This window comes from Thalassospira sp. B30-1 (assembly GCF_015767575.1).
Taxonomy (GTDB): Bacteria; Pseudomonadota; Alphaproteobacteria; order Rhodospirillales; family Thalassospiraceae; genus Thalassospira; species Thalassospira xiamenensis.
In genome coordinates this window covers 2,009,650-2,032,365 of record NZ_CP065232.1, presented here as the reverse complement: position 1 = coordinate 2,032,365, position 22,716 = coordinate 2,009,650, and the positions used below count along the sequence as shown (strand labels likewise).

Sequence of the window (22,716 nt, the reverse complement as noted above, 5' to 3'; positions counted from 1 at the left end):
CCGCACTAGATTTCATTACCGAACCGACCCTTCCCCAAGGCCTGACAGGGCCTAAAGGCCCTGTCAGCAATCAGGTCAATCCGTTCCCCACCACTGATCCTTGACTTTGTTATAGTTGGATTCAGTGTCATAAATTTCGACCGGAAGGCCGAGAACCTGCGCATTCAAGGCTCCCATCGCCGCCTTGACCTGGAATTCGGCAACCGCTGCGTCACGGCGCGAACCAACAAGGTTCACACGTGCCTGAAGCAGTTCCTGTTCCTGATCAAGAACGTCAAGGACAGTACGCGAACCAACAGAAGCTTCGCGCTGCACACCATCAAGGGCGACCTCGGCAGATGATACCTGCGCCTGCTGGGATTCGATGCTCGCACGTGCCGTCACGAGGGTTTCCCAAGAACTGGTCGCATTTTCAATCACGGCGCGACGGGCCTCATCAACCTGAACCCGGGCCTGACCGGCTGTTTGCTTGGCCGCACGAACAGATGAATAAACCGCACCTTTCTGATAAAGCGGAACGGTGACCTGTGCGAGTATTTCTGCACTGTCCGAGGTCAGATCCTCCTGCGAGGCTTCGTAAGCGCGCTGCACACCGGCACTCAGATTGACCTCCGGATAAAGCGACCCTTCGCTCAGCCGGATGTCAGACTTTGCCGCATCTTCGGTATACTGGGCCTGAACCACATCAGGATGCTGATCCTGGGCAATCGCCAGAACATCCGTAACACTGGTCGGAAGCCCCGACAGCGGATTCGGAATTTCAAGATTATCAGGCTTGTTACCCACCAGACGCTCGTACTGGGCACGGGTATTGGCAAGGTTACCCTGGGCTGAGATCAGGTCTGCCTTGGAACCGGCAAGACGGGCTTCGGCCTGTGAGACGTCGGTACGTGTCACTTCACCAACCGAGAAACGGTCACGCGTTGCTTCAAGCTGACGTTCAAGAACGCGGACGTTATTCTGATTAAGTTCGACAACTGCCGTATCACGCAAAACGTTGAAATAGGCCGTTGCAACCTGCAGCAGCACATCCTGTTCTGAAGAACGCAGGGCCGCACGTGCCGCACGGATACGCGCTTCCGCCCGATCAGTTTCAGCAACGGTACGACCACCACGATAGAGAGGCTGAACAACTTCTGCACCGACAGTATAAGGCGTCAGGCTATTGTCCGTTTCGGTACCATTTTGATCGGTATCCAAGTCCCGGAAGCCAGCTTCGCCCGAAAGCGAAACGTTCGGGCGCCAGTTTGACAGCGCCTGCGAAACCTGTTCATCCGTTGCACGAAGCGACGCACGACCGGCTTCCAGCGTCGGGTTGCTTTGATATGCCTTGATCAAAGCTTCTTCAAGGCTCTCTGCAGAGGCCCCATTGGCAACGATACCACCAGTGGCCAGAATACTGCAGGTCAGCAAGAACCGTTTTAACATTTATCTACCCTTGTAAGATCCTACACCAAGTCCCGACCCCGGCGCAGTTTCGCATATGGTAACGACGGAACGAATATTTTCCAACAAAAGAGGCATTTGTTTGAGAAAAAATAAAAATGCCGACCTTTTCGCCATCAAATTATCAATTGTAACGTGTCATATCCGGGTCGATTTCCAACGCCCAGACATCTATACCGCCAGCAACATTAAAAACATCTTTAAATCCGCGATCCTCAAGCAGCATTGCGGCATGGCGACTGCGAACGCCATGATGGCAAAGAAGTGCAACCGGTTTTTCGGGGGCAAGTTCCCCTGCCCGATCCGCCAATTCGCCCAAAGGTATATGGATCGCGCCCGCGATTGCGCAAATCTCCAATTCCCAATCTTCGCGCACATCAACAAGTACGAGGGGATTGTTTCCTTCAAGACTTGATGCCAGTTCGCTGCATCGAAGATCGCGCACCATTTACCTGCCTACCTGCTCTATTTTCCTGATCGGGTTGCTGAACCGGTTTACATAAAATTTTGCCCGGAGTTTTCCCCGGGCAAAACAAAATCATATCAGAACACGAAACTTTCTGCCGGTTCGAACCCGGGAAGATAGGGAATGTTGGCATCGAACAGATCACGATGCCCAACGACCCCGTTTTCACGTTCGTAAAGACGCGCAACACCAACCTTGCCAGGTGCCCGAACGACAACCAGCAAACGACCACCCTCGGAAAGCTGATCAAGAATGTTGGCAGGAACTTCGGCAACCGCACCGTCAAAGACGATCACATTATACGGCGACTGCTTGGCATAACCCTCGGCAAGATCGCCTTCCACCACGATGACATTGTCATAGCTGTGCGCCTGGAATGTCTTTTCAGCGATGGATGCCATTTCCTTGTCGCTTTCAACCGCAACTACGGTTTCGGCAACGCGCGAAAGAACTGCACCCGTATAGCCATAGCCTGCGCCAATCACCAGCGCGACGTCGCTACGTGCAATCTCGGCAGACTGCATCATGCGTGCGATTACCATCGGCTCCATCGCATATCGGCCATTTCCGACAGGAATATCTTCATCGACATAGGCAATGCCACGCTTGCCTTCCGGCAGGAACAGCTCGCGTGGAACCTCCTCCATCGCAGCGATGACCAAGGGATCGGTAACCTTGTTGGTCCGAACCTGATTTTCCACCATGTTATGGCGCGCGATTTGGTAATCCATGTTTATCTGACCTGAAAATTCTCGCGAGAAAAAGCCTGCAACCGGTCTTTGTCCCCAAAACCACGTCACAGATGTTGCCCTGTTTATAGTCAGCACATGGGCAACTGACAACAACGGATCAACGGCAGAGCGGCAATTATTCGCGAAAACATATTGAAAACATATCCAGAATGGATTTATCCGCGCACAAATTGTTTGTTGGCGATCTTCAGATTGTTTTCTGTTTAAAAATCTAAAATTGGGTGCTTGACGGCCTGTATTCGATAGGGCTATACACCGGCCAGCCAACGCGAAGGCGCGATGGCGGAGTGGTTACGCAGAGGACTGCAAATCCTTGCACGCCGGTTCGATTCCGGCTCGCGCCTCCACTAATCCGGCATAGCTCAGTTGGTAGAGCAAATGACTGTTAATCATTGGGTCGCAGGTTCGAGTCCTGCTGCCGGAGCCACAAACCCCTGGAACTCTGTTCCGGGGGTTTTTGCTTTTGTGCCCTGCCATGCAAATTGCTACCAATAGCGCATCATCCGCCCTGAACTTCGATTAGGATCAATATATGTCACCCCCTGTTTCGCGCCGTCACATGGCCAAGGATTTGAGTTTCTCGCAATTGGCGTGGGGCGCATGGCGATTGCGCGACAGCACGGACATCAAAAATGTCGGTGATATTCTGGCATTGATCCACGCCTGCCTTGATGCTGGGATTACCACATTTGATCATGCCGACATTTATGGAGGCTACGGATGCGAAACCTATTTTGGCGAGGCGCTGGCAAAAGCACCAGAACTGCGCGAGAGAATGGAAATCGTGACCAAGTGCGATGTCGCACTGGTCAAGGATGCGCGGCCTGACAACCGGATCAATCATTACAACACCAGCAAGGCGCATATTCTGGCATCGGTTGAAAATTCGCTTCGTAACCTGACAACCGACAGTATCGACATGCTTTTGATCCACCGTCCCGATCCACTGATGATCGCCGACGAGGTTGCGGATGCATTCAACACACTCCGCCAGTCCGGTAAGGTTCGTCATTTCGGTGTTTCAAACTTTACGCCGTCACAATTCAATCTGTTACAAAGCCGACTTGATACACCGCTCGCCACCAATCAGGTGGAATGTTCGGTTCTGGAACTTGCCCCGATCTTTGATGGCACGTTTGATCAGATGCAGCAAAAGCGGATCCATCCGATGATCTGGTCACCACTTGGTGGCGCACGACTGTTCAACGCGCAAAATGATGTGACAGCCGACCGCTTGCGCCCCGTTCTAGAACGAATGCGTGACAAATATAACCTGCCCGGCATCGCCGAAGTTGCAATTGCATGGTTGTTGCGCCTGCCCTGTCAGCCGGTGCCGGTCCTTGGCACCATGAAGACACACCGCATTATTGATGCAACAACATCCTGCAGCGTTCAATTTGATCGGCAGGACTGGTTTGAAATTCTGGTCGCGGCACAGGGGCATCCGGTCCCCTAAGCATTTACAGGCACAGGAAACAGGCGTTCAATTAACCGGAAGGCGACGGGCGATACGATACCGTGAAAAAAGATGGATTTCGGATCATTTTTTCTCAAAAAGGTCTTGCGGGATCAAAGCTGTTTTATTATACCCCTGCCACGCGCTTCGAACGGAGTGCCAACCCTGATCCGGCATAGCTCAGTTGGTAGAGCAAATGACTGTTAATCATTGGGTCGCAGGTTCGAGTCCTGCTGCCGGAGCCAATTAAAAAGGGACCGAACAATTTGTTCGGTCCCTTTTTCTTTTGATATTGCTTTATCCGCCCCAAAACCGGACCTATCGACCATGAAAACAGCCAAAATCGAATTGAAACAAGTGAAACTTGGCACGCTTTCCGGTGCGACTGAGGGCTGGATGATTGTCTGCGAAGATGATGTCATTCATGGCCTTGTGCACCAGATAGATGGTGATCTGTTTACAATTTCCTCTACGACCGATGAACGTATCCAGGCATTTGGCTGGTGCCCGATGTTTGACAGCCTTGCCCATGTTCAAAATGATCTGGAAATAGCGCTGGCCATGCAAAGTGCCGGCGAAGTCGAGGAATGGATTGAACAGTCCGAGCGTTTCGATGACGAAAGTCATAATGGGCATCTGCATTAATTAAAGCCGATTAAATAAACTTGCCGATCAGCAGATGTTTGGATGGCATATGACGGTTGTGCGAAACCGTCATGTCCACAATGCTTTATTGATCCACAGCAAAACAATATACTCTTTGACGAAATATGATCTCGCATCTGCGAAAGCGGATTTTGACAGGTGGCCGGAACAAATATGATGGCCATTCAATTGCCACCGGCCGCGTCATCGCGTGCCCCATGAAAAAAGCGGGAATTCGGTCATGAGCACGATTAACCTGGACCATCTTTTCAAACCACAATCGGTCGCAGTCATCGGCGCATCCAATCGGTCCCATTCCGTTGGACAGGTGATCATGCGCAATCTGCTGGCAGGCGGTTTTGACGGACCGATCATGCCGGTTAATCCGCACAGCCAGTCAATTGGTGGTGTTCTGGCCTATCCTGATGTTGAAAACCTGCCGGTTGTTCCCGAACTTGCCGTTATTTGCGTTCCTCCCAAAGCCGTTGTGCCAACCATGGAATGCCTTGCCGCCAAAGGCTGCATGGCAGCCATTGTGCTGACCGCGGGTCTTGGCGCCGAACAATATGACGATGACCGCAGCGTGAAACAGGCGATGCTTGAAGTTGCCGCAAGCCATAAAATGCGCCTGCTGGGCCCAAACTGTCTTGGCCTGATGGTGCCGGGTATCGGACTCAATGCCAGTTTCAGTCATCAAAGCATCGGCAGTGGCAAAATCGCTTTTGTGTCGCAGTCGGGCGCGCTTTGCACCGCTGTTCTCGACTGGGCGGCGGCACGCGGCATCGGTTTTTCGCACTTTATATCGTTAGGCGAATGCGACGATGTCGATTTCGGCGACGTGATCGATTATCTGGGGTCGGATCCGAATACGCGTGCGATCATGCTTTATATCGAATCCATTCAGGAACGCCGCGGTTTCATTTCAGCAGCACGCGCCGCATCGCGCAACAAGCCGATCCTTTGTATCAAGTCAGGCCGCTTTGCCGAGGGTGCAGCCGCAGCCGCATCGCATACCGGCGCGCTGGCCGGAGCCGATGACGTGTTTGATGCCGCCATCAAACGTGCGGGCGTTCTGCGCGTTTATACAGTTTCGGAAATGTTCTCCGCCGCAGAAACCTTGTCACGTATGCGCCCGTTCCGGGGCGACAAACTTGGCATTATCACCAATGGGGGCGGTATTGGCGTTTTGGCCGTTGATGCCCTGATTGAACGCCAAGGCCATCTTGCCAAGCTTGAAGACAGCACGATCGAGGCCCTTAACGGTGTCTTGCCATCGACCTGGTCACATGCAAACCCGATCGACATTATCGGCGATGCCCCGGGCGAACGATATGCAAAGTCGATTGATGCGGTCCTGAAAGATCCCAATATCGACAGCCTTCTGGTCATGCATGCCCCAACCGCTATCACCGATCCGGTGGAAGTTGCCCAAGGCGTGATTGATGCGATCAAGGACAGTCGCAAAAACATCCTGACCAACTGGGTTGGCGAGGCAACCGTCGCCAAGGCACGCAATCTGTTTTATGCCGCTGGGATCCCGACATATCGTACCCCGGAAAATGCCGTTGCCGCCTTCCAGCATATGGTGAATTACCGCAAATTGCAGGAAGTCCTGATGGAAACGCCGCCATCAGTTCCGCAGGATTTCACGCCGGAAACCGACAAGGCGCGCCAGATAATCCACACAGCCATTCATTCGGGGCGCGATATGTTGACCGAGCCAGAGGCAAAAGCCGTTCTGGAATGCTATGGCATCAATACGGTCAAAACCGTAGCCGCAGAATCGGTTGATGACGCCATCGAAACGGCGAATGCCATCGGTTATCCGGTCGCGCTCAAGATTCTCTCGGATGATATCAGCCACAAGTCCGACGTTGGCGGTGTGGTTCTGAATATCGACAGTGACGAAGAGCTCCGAGCTGCCGGCAACAAGATGCTGCGGACCGTCAAACAGAAATTCCCAAATGCGCGGGTACGAGGCTTTACCGTTCAGGAAATGATCAAACGTGCCGGTGCACGTGAATTGATCGTTGGCATGACCACCGATCCGATTTTTGGCCCGGTGATCCTGTTTGGTCATGGCGGGGTCGAAGTTGAAGTAGTCCGTGACCGGGCCATGGCGCTACCACCGCTGAATATGAAGCTGGCGCGCGAGCTTGTGGAAGGAACGCGTATCTATAATCTGCTGCGCGGTTATCGCGATGTGCCGCCGGTCAACTTGGAACAGCTTTACGTCACGCTGGTGCGGCTGTCACAGTTGGTTGTGCATCTTGGCGAGGTGCTTGAACTCGACATGAACCCGCTTCTGATTGATCAGACCGGGGTGATAGCACTGGACGCACGGATCAAGGTGACACCAAAAGTGGTTAGCGATGATCAACGTCTGGCAATTCATCCCTATCCGCGCCACCTGAAACAGGAACTGATCCTTGAAGACGGGACAAAATACCTTCTGCGTCCGATCAAGCCGGAAGACGAGCCGAAGCACTATGAATTCATGTCGAAACTGACACCGGAAGACATTCATTTCCGGTTCTTTGGCTCGGTCCGTGAATTGCCGCATTCGGAAATGGCCCGCCAGACACAACTTGATTACGATAGGGATATGGCATTCCTTGCCATCGTGCCAGAGGGGCCAGAAGCAGGCGATATCCATGGCATTGTTCAGGTCGTAATCGATCCGAACAACGAGCATGCCGAATATGCGATTATGGTTCGCTCAGACATCAAAGGGCGCGGGCTTGGCCGCATATTAATGGAAAAGATGATCGAATTCTGCCGCCAGAAAGGGACAGAAACCTTTATCGGGCAGGTTCTACCAGATAACCGCCGTATGCTGACGCTTTGCGAAAAACTGGGCTTCTCGCGCAAATATCTTGCCGATGAGGAAGTGTTTGAAGTCACCCTGCCCTTGCAACGCGACGTCGCCTGATATCGGGTTGATAAATCATGAAAAAAGCCCGGTCACATTGAATTGGCCGGGTTTTTATTTTGCCATCAGACGACATCCAAAAATTACGCGGTTTCAGGCGTCAGTTTGGATTTGATGTGTGCCAATGCCTTTTCTGGATCAATCCCCTTTTCGCGCAAAGCGTCGGCGGCCTCGCTTTCGATCTTGCGAAGTTCGCCCAAGGTTGTCTGAACGTCTTCAAGCTGTTGTTCCAGTTCGGAAATGCGACGACGCCCGACCAGCATCAGATGCGCCAGTTGATCTGCACCCGACCGTTCAGCGTCATAAAGATCAATATATTCCTTGATGTCTTCAAGCGAAAAACCAAGACGTTTGCCACGCAGCACCAGCATAAGGCGCGCGCGATCACGATAGTTATATACACGCGTCGCACCTGCCCGCTGGGGTGATAGCAGGCATTTGGTTTCATAAAATCGGATAGCGCGCGGCGTGATGTCGAACTCTTCGGCAAGCTCGGTAATGCTGTACAGCTTATCGTTCATGGTTTTTCTTATTGAATGAATGCAATGGTGCAACATCGCAACATTGGGACTTACAAGTCAATATATTTACGCTTACGTCACTTCGCTTCAGGCCATTCCCAAGATTACGACAACGTCGCCAATCCCCTAGTCCCCTGCATTCGAGTTACTTTCGTTCGTCTTGGTACGAATAAATGCCAAATCAACCGGCACATAGTCCGGACCGTTGAATAGCTTTTTGCCGGTCAATGCCCCCGGCCAGCTTTGGGGATCGGATTTCCAGACGGTGCCATCGGGCATTGGGACTTCAAGCGGATTACGGAAACCCTCGGCATATTCGGGCACCAGTTCCAGGTCACCACAAATACCCGCCTTGAATATCGGCCCTGCTGCCGGCCGTGGATTGCTCAGCACACCGGACCAAGCATCAAATATTGCGGGATAAGTCGCGTGATTGCACACATCACCGGAAAACCGCACACCGCGATCTTCATCCCTGCCAAGATCAAGTTCGTCAGTAGGACCAAACAATGTCTGATCAAGCGGCATCAGGTTGATGGGCAAAGTCGCCGGATTGGCATACCCAATGGCATTACGCCGATTTTGCCACATCCTGGTTGCGCCCTTTTTGACGTATTTCTGACGCAGGAAGAAGCTGTTGTGGAAGCATTCAAAAGGCATACTTGGCTGCGCATGGCTTGACTTGCCGAATTTGAAAACGGCACCACCGTTGTTTTCATCACCCTCCGGCCCCGGGCGGCTATCAAACCAGCCGCGATTGCCGAAATAATACCAGTACCCGCCAGCCAGATTATCCTGCGAGAAAAGCTTATGACAGTTATAGAACTGGTTATATGCCACCCACCAGCCCACGGCAGTTGCTTCGGGTTCAATCGGATTGTCGCGCACGAAACTGAATCGGTTATCAATGATGCGGACATTGCGGTTAAAGCTGCCGATCGGCTTTTGCAGATTGGTCGCGGATACATCCATTCGAACGGCGTTATAGCAGTGGCGCACATCGTTTCCACGGATTACGATATCGCCCGCAATGTCATCCGCCCCAAAAAATGCACCGTTCAGGTATCGATATGGTGCTTCCTTGCCCGGAGTGATTTCGCCGTCATGGATCATCGCCCAGTTAAGGTACCGCCAGATCACATCATCCTGAATCCAGTCGCAATTTTCGATGATGATGCGTGATGTGTGCTCGCCCGTCGCATAAAAAGCATATGTTCCGCCGCGGATTTGAAGGTTTTTGAATATCAGATCATTGCTGTCGCGGATATAGACGGCACTCGGCCATGCACGTTCGATACGGATATTATCAAGACGAATATGGCGCTTTCCAATGATGCGAAACGCCGCGTATTTGGCGCATCCGGGATCGATTGCCGAAACTTCGGGATCGGGCGGACGGCGACCCTCAAGAATGGCACCATATTCACCGCGAATGATGATCGGCTGATCTTCAAGGCCGCTTATCGGGATATCAACCGGTTCCGGCAGGAAATAGTTTCCCGGCATCAAACGGATCAAATCACCAGGTGCACAATTGGCCACCGCATTATGAAGTGTTGAGGTTTCGCGCCAGGTAGAATCGACCCAATGACGCCCGCCATCCGGCGTGACATAAACCATCCTGAGCATTTCATGTTCCCCTTGTTACCCCGATGCCCGATTAGATTTTATTGCCGGGCTTGTGTTTTATCAGACGTCACGCCATATCTGTCGCTGTTTCACCGCTGCCGGACCAATATGAACCAACCACCGAGCCAAGCCGCAAAGGCAATAGATCATCGTGATCGTAGTCAATCCCTGTCGGGTTTGTTGCGCCATGCTGCATTTTGCCTGATTGCTTGCGCGCTTATCCTGTTTGGTGGCGGCACATCCGTTACTGACACGCCAATTTCCGACGGGTCGACTTTCCCCTATCCGTTTAATACCGTCAATCATGATAGCGGCCCGTCGCAGGCAGTCCTTCCGGTGGCACCGGATCGTGCCATTGCCGGTCCCCGCCAAACCCCGGACGATTTACCAGACCATAAGCCAACCTTCCCCGATGATGCCGTTGTTGTACCGTCGGTCACACAGCATACAGCCGCCCAACGGGCAAAATGCATCTTTGTGGCAAGTGCAATCGCCACTCATGGCGCTGAAATTCTTCCATTTTCCCCGCGCGCTCCGCCCTTTCGGGTCTGATTTCTCCTACTCATAATCGCGGCACGATATGCGCCGTGTTTCCAGAAATATCAGATGACAGCATAACCGGGTATCAGGTTGGCCCGGTCTGACTGCTGTGCGGAGTTTATTTTTCATGCGTACATCAAGATGGCGCGTGGTTGTCTATAGCCTTGTCCTTCTGACAGGTTTTCTGACAGCCCTGCCAAACCTTTTCACCCCGGCTCAGCTTGCAGACTGGCCCTCATTTTTACCAACACGCCAGGTTGCCCTTGGCCTTGATCTGCGCGGCGGATCGCACCTTGTGCTTGAAATCGATACTGCGGCAATGATCGCCGAACGCCTTGAAATCACACGCGATGATGTCACAACCGCCCTTCGCAAAGCCCATATCGACGTCAACAGCATTCAGATCAGTAATGATCAGGTGATTGTAAGCCTGTCTGATACCAAGGACCACGACGGTGCCCTTGATGCCCTGGAATACCTTGCCAATGCGCAGGTTGAAACACCACGACACGGATCAACGGCAGAATTTGTCATTACCGCGCCATCCGATAACAGCATCCATATCGCACTTAGCGAACAGGGCATTCGCAACCGGGTCGACGCCAGCGCCCAGCAAAGCCTTGAGATCATTCGAAGCCGCATTGACCAGATAGGCGTATCGGAACCAACGATCCAGCGGATTGGCAGTGATCGTGTTCTGGTTCAGTTGCCCGGCGTTCAGGACCCGTCACAGGTCCGAAAACTTCTGGGCAGCACCGCAAAGCTTGGCTTCTATATGCTCGCGGATCGCAGCAGGACCGATAAACGCGACAGCAGCGTACTAACTTTGCAGGACAAGGACGGGCAAAGCTATCACTTGCATCGTACTCCAGCCCTTTCGGGCGATCATCTGACAGATGCCCATGCCGGATTTGATCCGCAAAGCCATCAACCAGTTGTCAATTTCCGGTTTGATACGGCCGGTGCGGCAAAGTTCGCCGATATCACACGCGCCAATGTTGGAAAACCCTTTGCCATTGTTCTGGACAACGAAGTCCTTAGCGCACCAGTCATCCGGGAAGCGATAACCGGTGGCTCGGGCCAGATCAGCGGCAGCTTTACGGTTGGTGAAACGGTAACACTTTCTGCACTTCTTCGTGCCGGGTCCCTGCCTGCACCAATGACCGTGATCGAAGAACGAACCGTCGGCCCCGACCTTGGTGCAGATGCCATCGAGATGGGCCTTTATACCGGCCTGATCGGGTTGGGACTGGTCACCGGATTGATGTTTTTCCTGTATGGGCGATGGGGCATGATCGCCAATCTGGCACTTGGCCTTAACGTCATGCTGACATTCGGCGCACTGAGCCTGATGGGAGCAACACTGACCCTGCCCGGTATTGCCGGGATTGTTTTGGGGATCGGGCTTGCAGTTGATGCCAACGTTCTGATCAACGAACGTATCAGGGAAGAAACCAAAAGGGGCCTTTCGGCGTTCATGGCGCTCGATTCCGGGTTCAAGCGTGCTTATGCCACGATTGTTGATTCCAACATAACAACCCTTATCGCAACCGCCCTTTTGTTTGAGTTCGGGTCCGGCCCGGTGCGTGGCTTTGCCATCACCATGGGTCTTGGCATCGTGATTTCGATGTTTACCGCGGTTGCCGTGGTTCGGGTCATCATGACCGAAATCGTCTGGCGCACCCGTATGAAAAAGCTCGTCATTGAACCGCTTTGGCGTTTCATGCCCGAAAAAACCAGCATTTCTTTCATGCGGGCACGTTTTCTCGGCATCGGAATGTCGCTTTTGCTGTCTGCTATTTCAATCGGATTGTTCTTCAAACCCGGTCTTGATTACGGGGTTGATTTCAAGGGCGGCATTCAGGTTGAAGTTGCCAGTAGCAGTGCGAATGACGGTAACAGCCCGCTTGACCTTGGAGCCTTGCGACAGGAACTTTCGACATTGGGGCTTGGCGATGTCAGCCTTCAGGATATCGGCAAGGATGGCCATATCCTGATCCGGGTTGAACGTCAGCCGGGCGGCGAACAGGCACAGACAGCAGCCGTCGAGACAGTTAAGAAAGCCGTACAATCAATTGATCCGGCAGCAGATTTTGAACGCACAGAAGTCGTTGGTCCCAAAGTCAGCGGTGAATTGGCCCAATCTGGTGTCAGCGCTGTCATCTTCGCAAGCCTCGCGATGCTGTGCTATATCTGGTGGCGGTTTGAATGGCCATTTGCCGTTGGCGCGATTGTGACATTGATCCTTGATGTGACCAAGACCATCGGCTTTTTCGCGATTATGGGGCTCGACTTCAACCTGACGGCCATTGCAGCCCTGCTCACCCTGATCGGCTATTCGGTCAATGATAAGGTGGTGGTTTATGACCGGATGCGCGAAAACCTGAGGCTTTATCGAAAAATGCCGATGCGTGAAATCATCGACATGTCGATCAACCAGTCACTTGCCCGGTGCCTTTTCACATCTCTTACAACCCTTTTTGCGATGGTGCCAATGGCGATCTGGGGCGGGTCTGCCGTTGAAAGTTTTGCCGTTCCGATGGTGTTCGGCGTTGTGATTGCCACGACATCGTCGATCTATATCGCGGCACCAATCCTGCTGTTCCTCGACACATGGCGACAGAAACAACGCCAGAAGCATGCACGGCTGGCATCAGAAACCGACATTGATGACAATCCCCTGATAAAAAAGGCATCCAGTTAACAAGAGCATATGCCATATCGAAACCGGCTTTCATCGTCGGTTTCGATAAATCCCAGATAATCATACGTTTTAAAATATTTTATGAAATATCTTATTTCAATGGATTGACCCGGCAAATCGGTCACCATAGGGTACGGCATCATTCCAGTTTCACAGGACAGAAAGATGTCGATTCCTTTCCGGTTTATCGTGACCGCGGGCTTTTCATTTGGGTTGCTGATCATTGCCCAGCATGCTGCACAGGCCCACTTCCAGAAGATGATCCCGTCAACCAACGTGGTCACTCAGGAAACCGGTCGCGATATCGAGGTCGACCTGACCTTTACCCATCCAATGACCAATGGCCCGGCAATGGAAATGGCACGGCCGGTTCGGTTTGGCATTCAGACCGACGGCAATAAAACCGATCTTCGCGACAGTCTGGTGGCAAAGACGGTCGATGGCAAAGCAGCCTTCGACGCCACAGTCCGCATTGATCGTCCCGGCGGATACGCGCTTTATGTCGAACCGATTCCCTATTTCGAACCGTCCGAGGGTAAATACATCGTCCAGTACACCAAAACGATCATTGATGCGTTTGGTGCCGGTGAAGAATGGGACCAGATGGTCGGCTTCCCGGTCGAGATAGAGCCCCTGACCCGCCCCTATGGCATCTGGACAGGTAATGTATTCAGCGCGATTGTCCGTCATAACGGCGAGCCGGTACCGTTTGCCGAGGTCGAGGTTGAATATGCCAATGACGGTAGCGTCACACTACCAAACGAAAGTTTTTCAACGCAGGTCATCAAAGCCGATGGCAATGGTGTTTTCAACTATGCCATGCCCCATGATGGTTGGTGGGCGTTTGCCGCCTTGGTCGAAGATGGCACGATGACGGCTCCAGGATCGGATAATCAGGTCCCAGTCGAACGCGGCGGTGTTATCTGGGTTAAAACCGACCCAATGGACTGACTTTCGAGCAACACGCGAAGCCTGTCATACTTATTTGTAAAAAATATGAAACCCGCTTGACTTCGCGACTGCGAAATCGCTACGATTTTCAGGTAGGATTTATGACCTGCCTGCCCCACCAGAACAAAATGCACACGTAAATTGATCCGTTTGCAGGCCAGTCCTGTAGACCTCAGAATTGCAAATGCACTAAACAGGGATTTGACCATGCACATCGTCGATGGAGCCCTATCGAGTGAAGTCGTTGTAACCGGCGCCGTTTTTGCGGTTGCAGGTATCGGTTACGGACTTCGTAAAATCGATATTGATGCGATGCCCCGTGTGGCGATGATGAGTGCGGTTTTCTTTATTGCCTCCCTGATCCATGTTCCTGTCGGGCCAAGCAGCGCACATCTTATCGTAAATGGCTTGGCAGGTTTGATGCTGGGCTGGGCTGTTTTCCCGGCAATATTCATCGGACTGTTATTGCAGGCCGTTTTCTTTGGTTTCGGCGGCATCACCGTTCTCGGTGTAAATACAATCAACATCGCCCTGCCTGCGGTTTTGATGTGGTGGCTGGTTTCACCGTTTCTGGTACGTGCCGAAGGTAAATCGATCTTGCTGGCAGGTTTTGTCGCCGGGTGCGGTGCCATTGCCCTTTCAAGCATAATGGTTGGCCTGTCACTTGCTGCTAGCGGGCAGGAATTTGTTCCAACCGCAAAGCTTGTGGTCATGAGCCATATACCGGTCATGGTGGTTGAAGGTATCCTGACCGCAGCAGCCGTGCATCTTGTCAAAAAAGTCCGTCCGGTCATGCTGGCACCCGTCGGCTCGCTTCGAAGTGCTGCCTGATCGATGCCGCGATTTCCCGTTTTATACGTATTTTCTGTTCTGATCGGCACGCTGTTCATATCCGTCAATGCCCAGGCACATAGCCTGCATGTTTTTGCGATGGGAAACGGCGACGTCATCGACGGCTATGCCTATTTCGGGGGCGGTGCCCGGCCACATGCTGCAGAAATCCAGCTTCTCGATGATACAGGTCGCGTTATTTTTGCCGGAAAGACCGATGGTCAGGGTGAATTCAAACTTCGCGTCAGCCACCAACAGGATTATGTCATCGAAGCCAATTCCGGTGATGGCCATATCGCCAGCTTCGAAATCAATGGTGATGAGCTTTCCAGTCAATTGCCCTCAGGAAATGAAGGTATCGACGTTCAGGTTAGCCAGATTGACGCAGCATCCTCGTCTCAAAGCAAAAAAAAAGATCCCCCATCGACAATCATTGCCACGGATAGTTCCAACACAACGGTCACCCTTTCGCGGGACGAGTTGGACAACCTGATTGATGCGGCTGTATCCCGTCATGTTCGGCCCTTGCGCGAACAGCTGGTTGCCTATGAGGACAAAGTCCGACTCTCCGATCTTCTGGGTGGGATTGGTGTCATCGTCGGAATATTCGGGGCCTTTGCATGGTTCAGGGCCGGAAAATCAAGGCCCGATCAGCAGAATGAAAAACCATGATCGGCGCGACAAATGTCCTTGTACCGTCACGATCCAATTCAGTTCTGTCACGGATTGATCCACGCTGTCGTTTGCTGGCAGCTCTCGCACTGATCGTAACAGCCGTCAGTTTTTCAAGCTGGCAACCATTAGCAATGCTGGTTCTGGTCGCTGCGATCATTACCGGCTTTGCCAAACCCGACTGGTCCAGAACACTTAAAATGGTTTTGACCATGGATGGCTTCATCCTTGTGATGCTGACCATGTTGCCCTTTACCGTGCCCGGTGATGTGATATTCACCCTTTGGAGTTTTGACGCCAGCTATCAGGGCCTCTTTCAGGCCGTGCTGATCGCGCTTAAGGCAAATGCTGCGATCCTTGTTCTGATTGCACTGGTGGGCGGAATGGATGCAATCCTTCTGGGGCGGGGTTTGCAGGGGATATACGTTCCGGCAAAGCTGGTGACGCTTTTCATGTTTACCATTCGCTATATCGATCTTTTGCGGCGGGAATATCTGCGCCTGCGTGTTGCCATGCGGGCACGCGCCTTTGTCGCGCGTAACAATCGTCATAGCTGGCGCAGTTTTGGATATTTACTTGGGATGCTGCTGGTGCGCAGCCATGATCGTTCAGAACGCATTCTTTGGGCGATGAAATGTCGTGCCTATCACGGTCATATGCATTTCGGCTCCCTGCCCCGGTTCAGTCCTCAGGATTATCTGTTTGCCAGTGCCTTCATCCTTTTCACCGCTGCCCTGATCGGGTTGGAGGTCGCATGTCCGCCGCTGATCTGATCACAGTCAAAAACCTGCATTTCACCTTCCCCACCGGGCGCAAGGTCTTGAATGGTGTGGACCTGTACCTGCGGACCGGTGAAAGATTGGCCCTGATCGGGGCGAATGGCGCTGGAAAAAGCAGCCTGTTGCATTGTCTGATGGGTTTGGTCACAGCAGAGAATGGCGAGATCGCCATTCTTGGGTCAAGATGCGAAACAGAATCAGAATTTCGCGCCGTTCGCGGCCGGGTTGGGTTGCTGTTTCAAGATTCCGATGATCAGCTTTTCTGCCCGACCGTTCTTGAAGACGTGATCTTTGGCCCGCTTAACCTTGGTCAATCGCGCGATGATGCGCGAAAAATAGCGATGCAAACGCTAGCTGATCTTGGACTGGATGGATTTGAAACCCGGATCACTTATCAGCTTTCCGGTGGTGAAAAGCGACTGGTTGCACTTGCAACAGTTCTGGCGATGTCGCCCGAAATCCTTCTGCTTGACGAACCAACCAATGGGCTTGATGCCGATGTAGAGCAACGTCTGATCGCAATTTTGCGCTCTTTACCACAAGCGATGGTGATCATTTCCCATGATCATCTGTTTCTTGATCAGGTCGCAACACGTTCCGTTCGCCTTCAGGATGGCGTTATATCCAAAGCCTGACTTGCCTAGCATTTGCAAGCTCGCCTATGCTGCAGCAACATTAAAAGAACGGGAAATGCCCCATGAAACCTGAATCCATTCTTGTGTTCTGGTTCAAGGAACTTGAGCCTAAACAATGGTTTGAAAAAGACACTGCAATTGACCGTCATATCGCGGAACGATTTGCCGATTTTCATGCCGCAGCAGCAGCCGGGGAATTGTATGGCTGGCGCAAAACCGCATATGGCCGACTGGCTGAAATCATTATTCTGGATCAGTTTTCTCGCAACATCTATCGCGACAAACCGGAATCATTTGCCGCCGACCCTATGGCACTCGCTCTGGCACAGGAAGCCGTTGCACATGGCTTTGATACCAAACTGACCAAGCCTGCCGAAAAATCCTTCCTGTATATGCCCTACATGCATTCGGAATCAGAAGCCATTCACGAGATCGCACTGGATTTGTTTAACCAGCCGGGCCTTGAAAACAATCATGGCTACGAAATCAAACACAAACGGATCATTGATCGTTTCGGTCGCTATCCGCACCGTAATGACATTCTGGGGCGGACATCAACGCCAGATGAAATTGCGTTCCTGAAAGAACCAAACTCTTCATTCTGAAAATAACAAAAGGGGATGGCTCGTCTCACCATCCCGTGATTTGATTTCGCAGTCACTCATAACTGCGATTTTTAACCGATCTTGCGGTCACGTTTTTCCCACCAGCCATCAACCAGTGCTTCGGCTTCGTCCATGTAGTCGGCCTTGCCTGCAAGGAACGCCCCCATTGCCGCACTGCCTTTGATGCGCGCAATCGCGGCACTGTCTTCGACCTCGCCGCGCCATACGGCCATAAAATGCTGCAAGGTCATCGGGCTGTTGTCTTCATCGTCCTTTTCAGTCCGCGCCAGAAGTGCCGGCCAGCGAACGTCGCTAAGCTCGCCATTGTCAAGCATACGAAGATCGACATGCTTGAACGGTGTGCGTTCCGCCTCACCGCCGCCGCCCTTGATGACGCCAATACGCGGTAATTCCAGAAGCTTTCCCGTTTCCCGGTGAACATCAAGAAACGCCGGATGGAATACGCCAAGAAACGCCGCACGCGCCTGCAACGGATTAAGCAGACGCAGCAGGGTATTGACCGGACTGCGCAACCCCAATAAAGGCCGCAGACCAATCAGCTCCTGCAATTTCGGATGGATGTGGCGCAGCGGCAAATAGGCAAAGCCCTTCGACGCAATATCGGAACGTGCTTCGTCGGCCGACATCGCCAAGGGCAATTTTAGCGTCTTGACCGCAACCTCCGTGCTCACACCGTTGGTCAGGTGCGAATTATAGCCATGCATCAGAACCGGAATACCATTCCGCGACAGCAACATCGCCGACAGCACGAACCACGGCAAACCGCGCGAACGCCCTGCCGCATAGGATGGCCAATCCAGCATCGGATGACATTTTTCCGGAATCAGGCTTTCATCGTCCAGCTCAAGCCGCGCGGCCTTGCGAACGGCTTCGATCATGCCTGCCAGTTCTTCGGGCGTTTCGGCACGATAACGCAGCATCAAAAGAAACGCGCCCAGTTGGATCGGTTCCACCTCGTCACGCAGGATCATTGAAAAGGCTTCAAATGCCTCTTCGCGCGTCAGGCTGCGTGAACGCCCCGGTCCACGGAAGAAAGTCCGCAGATATCCGGAAAACGGATGAGCTTCCGGCAGATGGTTGTCATCTTCAAGCTGCTCAAGATGGTCGTCGGTCATACGATCGCACCACTTCTGTTATCAGTTATGTTCGCGTGTAAATATCCACTCGTTATCATTCGACTGATCTTTTTGATAGCGATAACCGTCCATATCGAACGATTTAAGGTCCTCGGGCTTTTCCAGACGATTGTCGATCATGTAACGCGCCATCATGCCACGTGCACGTTTGGCCGAGAAACCAATGACCTTGCCAACACCGGCTTTGACTTCCTTGAAGACCGGCGTGATCACCGGACCGTCAAGCACATCTTCTTTCACCGACTTGAAGTATTCATGCGATGCCAGATTGATCAGGCTGCGGTTCTTGTGATCAGCGATAATAGTATTGATCTGTCTGGCAATCTTATCACCCCAGAATGCATAAAGATCCTTGCCACGTGGGTTCGAAAGTCGGGTTCCCATTTCAAGACGATAGGGCTGCATCAAATCACGCGGTTTCAAAAGACCATAAAGGCCCGAAAGCATCCGGAAATGGTTTTCGGCCCAGGCGATATCTTTTTGATCCATCGTGTCGGCATCAAGACCGACATAGGTATCACCACGGAACGCGTAAATTGCCGGCTTGGCGTTTGTGCGATCAAAAGGCCGTGAAAAATGCGCAAAGCGCTGATAATTCAGATCAGCAAGATTTTCACTGATCCCCATCAGCTTCATCAAATCGCTGCGGCTTTTTTTACGCGCAACTTCAATAAGTTCTTCAGTATCGTCGAGAAATTGCGGTTCTGAAACGGCCATTTCAGGTGCATCCGTTTCGAAATCAAGTTTCTTTGCCGGAGAAACGACAGCAAGCATTAAAACGCCTCTTCTCTTTCATCTCTGATCATTTTGTCGTAACAAGCCACAAGGCATGGAGAAAGTCTAGGGCCCAAGCCCATGTACACGCGTATATACGCTTGTGCATCGGTTTGGACCCTTTGCATTCCCCATAGATTTCTAATCTTGCAGAAAATCCGCAGGGTGCAACCCACCTGTGGAAGAAAGGACGAGTTATGAGTGAACAAGTTCGCGCGTCGCACATTCTTCTGATGTATGCTGGTTCGGCACGCTCCAGTGCAACCCGCACCAAAGAAGAAGCGCTTACCGAAATCAACGCGCTCAAAGACCAGATCGCCAATGGTGCTGACTTCGGTGAAGTCGCCAAAGCAAACTCTGACTGTCCTTCCGGTCAACAGGGCGGCGACCTTGGCTTCTTTGGACGTGGCATGATGGTTCCGGAATTCGATGCCGCTGCTTTCAACATGGAAGTCGGCACCACGTCCGACGTGGTGGAAACCGATTTCGGTTACCACCTGCTGCAGCGCACCGCCTGATTGGCCCTCGCCAAAACACCAAAGGGCTCGCAACATCTTGCGAGCCCTTCTTGATTTAGCACTTCGGAAATCTCATCCATCAAAAATCGACCAGTGGCGCATCAAGCTCGTATTCGCCCTTGTGATCCTCGATCTCCAGCACCCAGACATCGCGATCAAATTTCACCTGTTTGCGCCAGTATTCGTCGCAGGCGAACTCGGTCTCGCGTCCACCATCCGCGCCACCGGCCACCTGCATCCAGCCCATATCGCCATCAAGTGTCGTCACCCGCGAAAAGACATAGCATCCGGCCGCAAAACGATTGAGCTTCAGCAGCACCGCACCGGCATCTTCATTGCCCATGTGCACCACCATCGCCGTAATCAGTTTTGATTGGCAGATCGCAATCTGCCCGCGAACCCAGATGCCAGCCTTAAGCCGTGGCTGCATTACTGGTCCCCCCGCTTTGCCGTCACATTTTCAGGCATTTGAAGGATCAGATTGGCATTTGGACAGATGCTTTCCCAGATGTCCCATTCCGATGGCTTTGCCGCCCCAAAATAATCTCCCTTTTTACCCAGCATATCGAAAATAATCTGAAAATGAAGATGCGGAATCCAGTCGCCATTAATCGGGAAATCGCCAAAAGCACACAGCAGATGGTCTTTTTCCACGGGCTGTCCGATATAAAGACCTTCAAGCGATTCACGGCTGAGGTGACCATACAATGTATAGAAAGTCACATCCGGTTCCGGATTGTGTTCAAGGATGATGGTCGGCCCATAATCAAGATGCAGATTGTTATCGGCAAAGCTGTGGACGACGCCATCAAGTGGCACATAAACGGGCGTACCCGCCGGGGCAAAAAGATCAATGCCAAGATGCTGGCTGCGCGCCTCGCCATCATTTTTGAATTGATCGGATTGATAACATATCCGGTCTTCGCGATAACGACCGACACCTACCGGCGCATTGGCATCCGCCATCTGCTGCCACATGATTTCGGTCTGACGCGCCGGATCGCTGGTACCACCAATCACCACATCGCCATTGCTTGAAAAGTCATAAACGATTTTAGCACAGCTTTTCAGATCGCAATCCAGGACCGACGCGAAATCAGCCTGATGATCAATGATCCATTGGCGAAGTCGCGGTGCATCCGCCAAAGGTTCCTGCCCCTTTGCGTAACGATCAAGATAACACTGAAAACGTACAGACGCGTCATCAAGAATGGCTGTGGTCACAATGGTGGCTCCGGCAAAGAAAAAGGCAGGATGAAAACACCCTGCCTTTGCCTACATGATATTTTGCCATAAGGGCAAGTCCCAAGACTTACCAGTTGGTGACTTCGTACTCGCACGCGACATCGTCATCATCGGTATCGGTCAGTGCCACCGTCAGGCGACGCATCTGCGGATTAAAGCGTTTAACGAAATTCAAAAGCACCAGCGCTTCTTCGGAAAGATCGCCGGCATCTTCATCGTCTTCATCAAGTTCGCACAGCTCTAACAATTCAAGGAACAGAGCCGCAAGCGCACGTTTGACGTCTTCGCCGCCTTTAAGACCACCGGTCAATTCACCAAGCGGGCCCAGATCAACATCAAGCTTGCGAAGCGTCTTGCTCATCTGGTCGATGGCATCTTCGTCCAGAACCATCTCGGCCGCGATCATGTGCGTGCCGACTTCATTGATGTTCAGGAAACCGATAAATTCGAACAGATCGTCCTTATTGCGGCCTTCGGCCAGAAGCTTTTCGGTATGCGCTTCGAATTCTTCGAAGTCGATGTCTTCGCCAAGATCGTTTTCGAGGTCGCTCATGTCGCTCTCCAGTGAAAATTTGCGCCGCTCATACTCTGTATCGGTGAAAAACACAACCCGCACCGGGTCAATAGGGATCAGACATGCATGGATCACAGATCGGAATGAATACAGGAAACATTAAACCCAATTGCGAAGAAACATGTATCCTCAGTAGGATGACGTTACAGGCTGCCGTGTTTTACGGTCGAAACGAATTTAAAGACGGATCACATTATGCCCGAATTTACGTTACTCGACATTGCCGCTGTTAGTTGGGCATTACTCTGGTGGGTGGGCTATACCATCTTTGCCGATGCGAGTTCGCGACGGCGTAATTCGATTTCGGCACATATGGCGCGCAATCGGCATCGCTGGATGGAACAGATGCTTCAACGCAATCTGCGCATGGTTGATACCTCCATCGCGGGTAACCTGATCACCGGCATCAGTTTCTTTTCATCGACCACCATTCTGGTCCTGATTGGTTTGATCGCACTTCTTGGCTACACCGAAAAAGCAATCCAAACGGTATCCGCCCTGCCCTTTGCCGTCGAAACAACGGCAGCAGTCTGGGAATGCAAGGTCGTGCTGCTGATTCTGATCTTTATCTATGCGTTCTTCAAGTTCACATGGGCATTCCGTCTGTCGAACTATTGTTCGATCCTGATCGGTGCCGCCCCGGACCCAAGCGCACCGGATGCGGCCCGGGCAGCCGCCCGGGCATCACGCATGAGCATGATGTCAGCGCACAATTTCAATCGCGGCATTCGCGCCTATTTCTTCGCGCTGTCAGCACTTGCGTGGTTCTATCATCCGGTAGCGTTCATCATCGGCGCCGCATGGGTTACTCTGGTTTTATACAATCGGGAATTTCGGTCCCACGCACTTGATATTCTTGCCGGGCATCACTGACACGAAAAAGG

General features: G+C 52.3%; 23 protein-coding genes and 3 tRNA genes. 16 read left to right on the top strand and 10 right to left on the bottom strand.

The annotated features are described in order from the left end of the window. Positions 1-75: 75 nt before the first annotated feature. The 3 genes from IT971_RS09855 to IT971_RS09845 all read right to left on the bottom strand — a co-directional run bounded on the left by IT971_RS09855 (position 76) and on the right by IT971_RS09845 (position 2,643). Positions 76-1,428, bottom strand: a complete 1,353-nt coding sequence (locus IT971_RS09855) for a TolC family outer membrane protein (protein WP_063094069.1) — start codon at positions 1,426-1,428, stop codon at positions 76-78. A gap of 142 nt (positions 1,429-1,570) precedes the next feature. After that, positions 1,571-1,894, bottom strand: a complete 324-nt coding sequence (locus tag IT971_RS09850; RefSeq protein ID WP_082822697.1) for a rhodanese-like domain-containing protein — start codon at positions 1,892-1,894, stop codon at positions 1,571-1,573. 95 nt (positions 1,895-1,989) lie between these two features. Further along, entirely contained in the window at positions 1,990-2,643 is a 654-nt protein-coding gene (locus IT971_RS09845) for a protein-L-isoaspartate O-methyltransferase (protein ID WP_063094067.1), read from the bottom strand. A gap of 294 nt (positions 2,644-2,937) precedes the next feature. Here IT971_RS09845 and IT971_RS09840 point away from each other — a divergent pair. From IT971_RS09840 to IT971_RS09815, 6 genes are all read left to right on the top strand, one after another. Then, positions 2,938-3,011, top strand: a tRNA-Cys gene (locus tag IT971_RS09840). Between the two features lie 4 nt (positions 3,012-3,015). Next, a tRNA-Asn gene (locus IT971_RS09835) sits at positions 3,016-3,091 on the top strand. Positions 3,092-3,196: 105 nt separating this feature from the next. Next, the gene (locus IT971_RS09830; RefSeq protein WP_063094065.1) at positions 3,197-4,120 is read left to right on the top strand and encodes an aldo/keto reductase family oxidoreductase; all 924 of its coding nucleotides are present in this window, start codon (positions 3,197-3,199) and stop codon (positions 4,118-4,120) included. A gap of 169 nt (positions 4,121-4,289) precedes the next feature. Continuing rightward, positions 4,290-4,365, top strand: a tRNA-Asn gene (locus IT971_RS09825). A gap of 82 nt (positions 4,366-4,447) precedes the next feature. Next, the gene (locus IT971_RS09820; RefSeq protein WP_063094063.1) at positions 4,448-4,765 is read left to right on the top strand and encodes a hypothetical protein; all 318 of its coding nucleotides are present in this window, start codon (positions 4,448-4,450) and stop codon (positions 4,763-4,765) included. Positions 4,766-5,006: 241 nt separating this feature from the next. After that, complete coding sequence (locus IT971_RS09815) at positions 5,007-7,697, top strand: bifunctional acetate--CoA ligase family protein/GNAT family N-acetyltransferase (RefSeq protein ID WP_063094061.1); 2,691 nt, start codon at positions 5,007-5,009, stop codon at positions 7,695-7,697. A gap of 83 nt (positions 7,698-7,780) precedes the next feature. Here IT971_RS09815 and IT971_RS09810 read toward each other — a convergent pair whose 3' ends face one another. Together IT971_RS09810 and IT971_RS09805 are read right to left on the bottom strand one after the other, a co-directional pair. Then, positions 7,781-8,218 carry a MerR family DNA-binding transcriptional regulator gene (locus tag IT971_RS09810; RefSeq protein ID WP_007092176.1) on the bottom strand — a complete coding sequence of 146 codons (438 nt, stop codon included), beginning with the start codon at positions 8,216-8,218 and terminating at the stop codon, positions 7,781-7,783. A gap of 126 nt (positions 8,219-8,344) precedes the next feature. Then, positions 8,345-9,847 (bottom strand): hypothetical protein, encoded by a 1,503-nt coding sequence (locus tag IT971_RS09805; protein ID WP_063094059.1) that lies wholly within the window; start codon positions 9,845-9,847, stop codon positions 8,345-8,347. A gap of 108 nt (positions 9,848-9,955) precedes the next feature. On the opposite strand from IT971_RS09805, the gene IT971_RS09800 reads away from it, so the two are divergent. The 8 genes from IT971_RS09800 (at position 9,956) to IT971_RS09765 (ending at position 17,564) form a co-directional block, all read left to right on the top strand. Beyond that, complete coding sequence (locus IT971_RS09800) at positions 9,956-10,399, top strand: hypothetical protein (RefSeq protein ID WP_063094057.1); 444 nt, start codon at positions 9,956-9,958, stop codon at positions 10,397-10,399. 115 nt (positions 10,400-10,514) lie between these two features. After that, the gene (gene secD, locus IT971_RS09795; RefSeq protein ID WP_063094055.1) at positions 10,515-13,091 is read left to right on the top strand and encodes a protein translocase subunit SecD; all 2,577 of its coding nucleotides are present in this window, start codon (positions 10,515-10,517) and stop codon (positions 13,089-13,091) included. A 165-nt stretch (positions 13,092-13,256) separates the two neighbouring features. Continuing rightward, positions 13,257-14,042 carry a DUF4198 domain-containing protein gene (locus IT971_RS09790; RefSeq protein WP_063094053.1) on the top strand — a complete coding sequence of 262 codons (786 nt, stop codon included), beginning with the start codon at positions 13,257-13,259 and terminating at the stop codon, positions 14,040-14,042. A 207-nt stretch (positions 14,043-14,249) separates the two neighbouring features. After that, positions 14,250-14,873 (top strand): cobalt transporter CbiM, encoded by a 624-nt coding sequence (gene cbiM / locus IT971_RS09785; RefSeq protein ID WP_063094050.1) that lies wholly within the window; start codon positions 14,250-14,252, stop codon positions 14,871-14,873. A 3-nt stretch (positions 14,874-14,876) separates the two neighbouring features. After that, the gene (locus IT971_RS09780; protein ID WP_063094048.1) at positions 14,877-15,545 is read left to right on the top strand and encodes a hypothetical protein; all 669 of its coding nucleotides are present in this window, start codon (positions 14,877-14,879) and stop codon (positions 15,543-15,545) included. Next, positions 15,542-16,318, top strand: a complete 777-nt coding sequence (gene cbiQ / locus IT971_RS09775) for a cobalt ECF transporter T component CbiQ (RefSeq protein WP_063094046.1) — start codon at positions 15,542-15,544, stop codon at positions 16,316-16,318. Before IT971_RS09780 ends, cbiQ begins: the two co-directional genes overlap by 4 nt. Then, entirely contained in the window at positions 16,300-16,959 is a 660-nt protein-coding gene (locus IT971_RS09770) for an energy-coupling factor ABC transporter ATP-binding protein (RefSeq protein ID WP_063094044.1), read from the top strand. Before cbiQ ends, IT971_RS09770 begins: the two co-directional genes overlap by 19 nt. Before the next feature lie 62 nt (positions 16,960-17,021). Beyond that, positions 17,022-17,564 carry a DUF924 family protein gene (locus IT971_RS09765; RefSeq protein ID WP_063094042.1) on the top strand — a complete coding sequence of 181 codons (543 nt, stop codon included), beginning with the start codon at positions 17,022-17,024 and terminating at the stop codon, positions 17,562-17,564. Positions 17,565-17,635: 71 nt separating this feature from the next. On the opposite strand, the gene IT971_RS09760 is transcribed toward IT971_RS09765, so the two are convergent. Both IT971_RS09760 and yaaA read right to left on the bottom strand, forming a co-directional pair. After that, positions 17,636-18,700, bottom strand: coding sequence for a glycosyl transferase family protein (locus IT971_RS09760; protein ID WP_063094041.1), 1,065 nt, complete (start codon positions 18,698-18,700; stop codon positions 17,636-17,638). A gap of 21 nt (positions 18,701-18,721) precedes the next feature. Further along, entirely contained in the window at positions 18,722-19,495 is a 774-nt protein-coding gene (gene yaaA, locus IT971_RS09755) for a peroxide stress protein YaaA (RefSeq protein WP_007092165.1), read from the bottom strand. A 176-nt stretch (positions 19,496-19,671) separates the two neighbouring features. On the opposite strand from yaaA, the gene IT971_RS09750 reads away from it, so the two are divergent. Further along, entirely contained in the window at positions 19,672-20,013 is a 342-nt protein-coding gene (locus IT971_RS09750; protein WP_255356858.1) for a peptidylprolyl isomerase, read from the top strand. A 79-nt stretch (positions 20,014-20,092) separates the two neighbouring features. Here the strand turns inward: IT971_RS09750 and IT971_RS09745 are convergent, their stop codons facing one another. From IT971_RS09745 to IT971_RS09735, 3 genes are all read right to left on the bottom strand, one after another. Further along, entirely contained in the window at positions 20,093-20,443 is a 351-nt protein-coding gene (locus IT971_RS09745; RefSeq protein WP_007092163.1) for a DUF1491 family protein, read from the bottom strand. Continuing rightward, positions 20,443-21,237, bottom strand: a complete 795-nt coding sequence (locus IT971_RS09740) for a peptidoglycan DD-metalloendopeptidase family protein (RefSeq protein WP_063094038.1) — start codon at positions 21,235-21,237, stop codon at positions 20,443-20,445. The genes IT971_RS09745 and IT971_RS09740 overlap by 1 nt, the downstream gene beginning before the upstream one ends. Before the next feature lie 88 nt (positions 21,238-21,325). Then, positions 21,326-21,811: a hypothetical protein gene (locus IT971_RS09735; protein ID WP_063094036.1), complete on the bottom strand. Its 486-nt coding sequence runs from the start codon at positions 21,809-21,811 to the stop codon at positions 21,326-21,328. A gap of 216 nt (positions 21,812-22,027) precedes the next feature. Between IT971_RS09735 and IT971_RS09730 the strand changes: the two genes are divergently transcribed. Beyond that, positions 22,028-22,705: a DUF599 domain-containing protein gene (locus IT971_RS09730; RefSeq protein ID WP_063094034.1), complete on the top strand. Its 678-nt coding sequence runs from the start codon at positions 22,028-22,030 to the stop codon at positions 22,703-22,705. Positions 22,706-22,716: the final 11 nt, after the last annotated feature.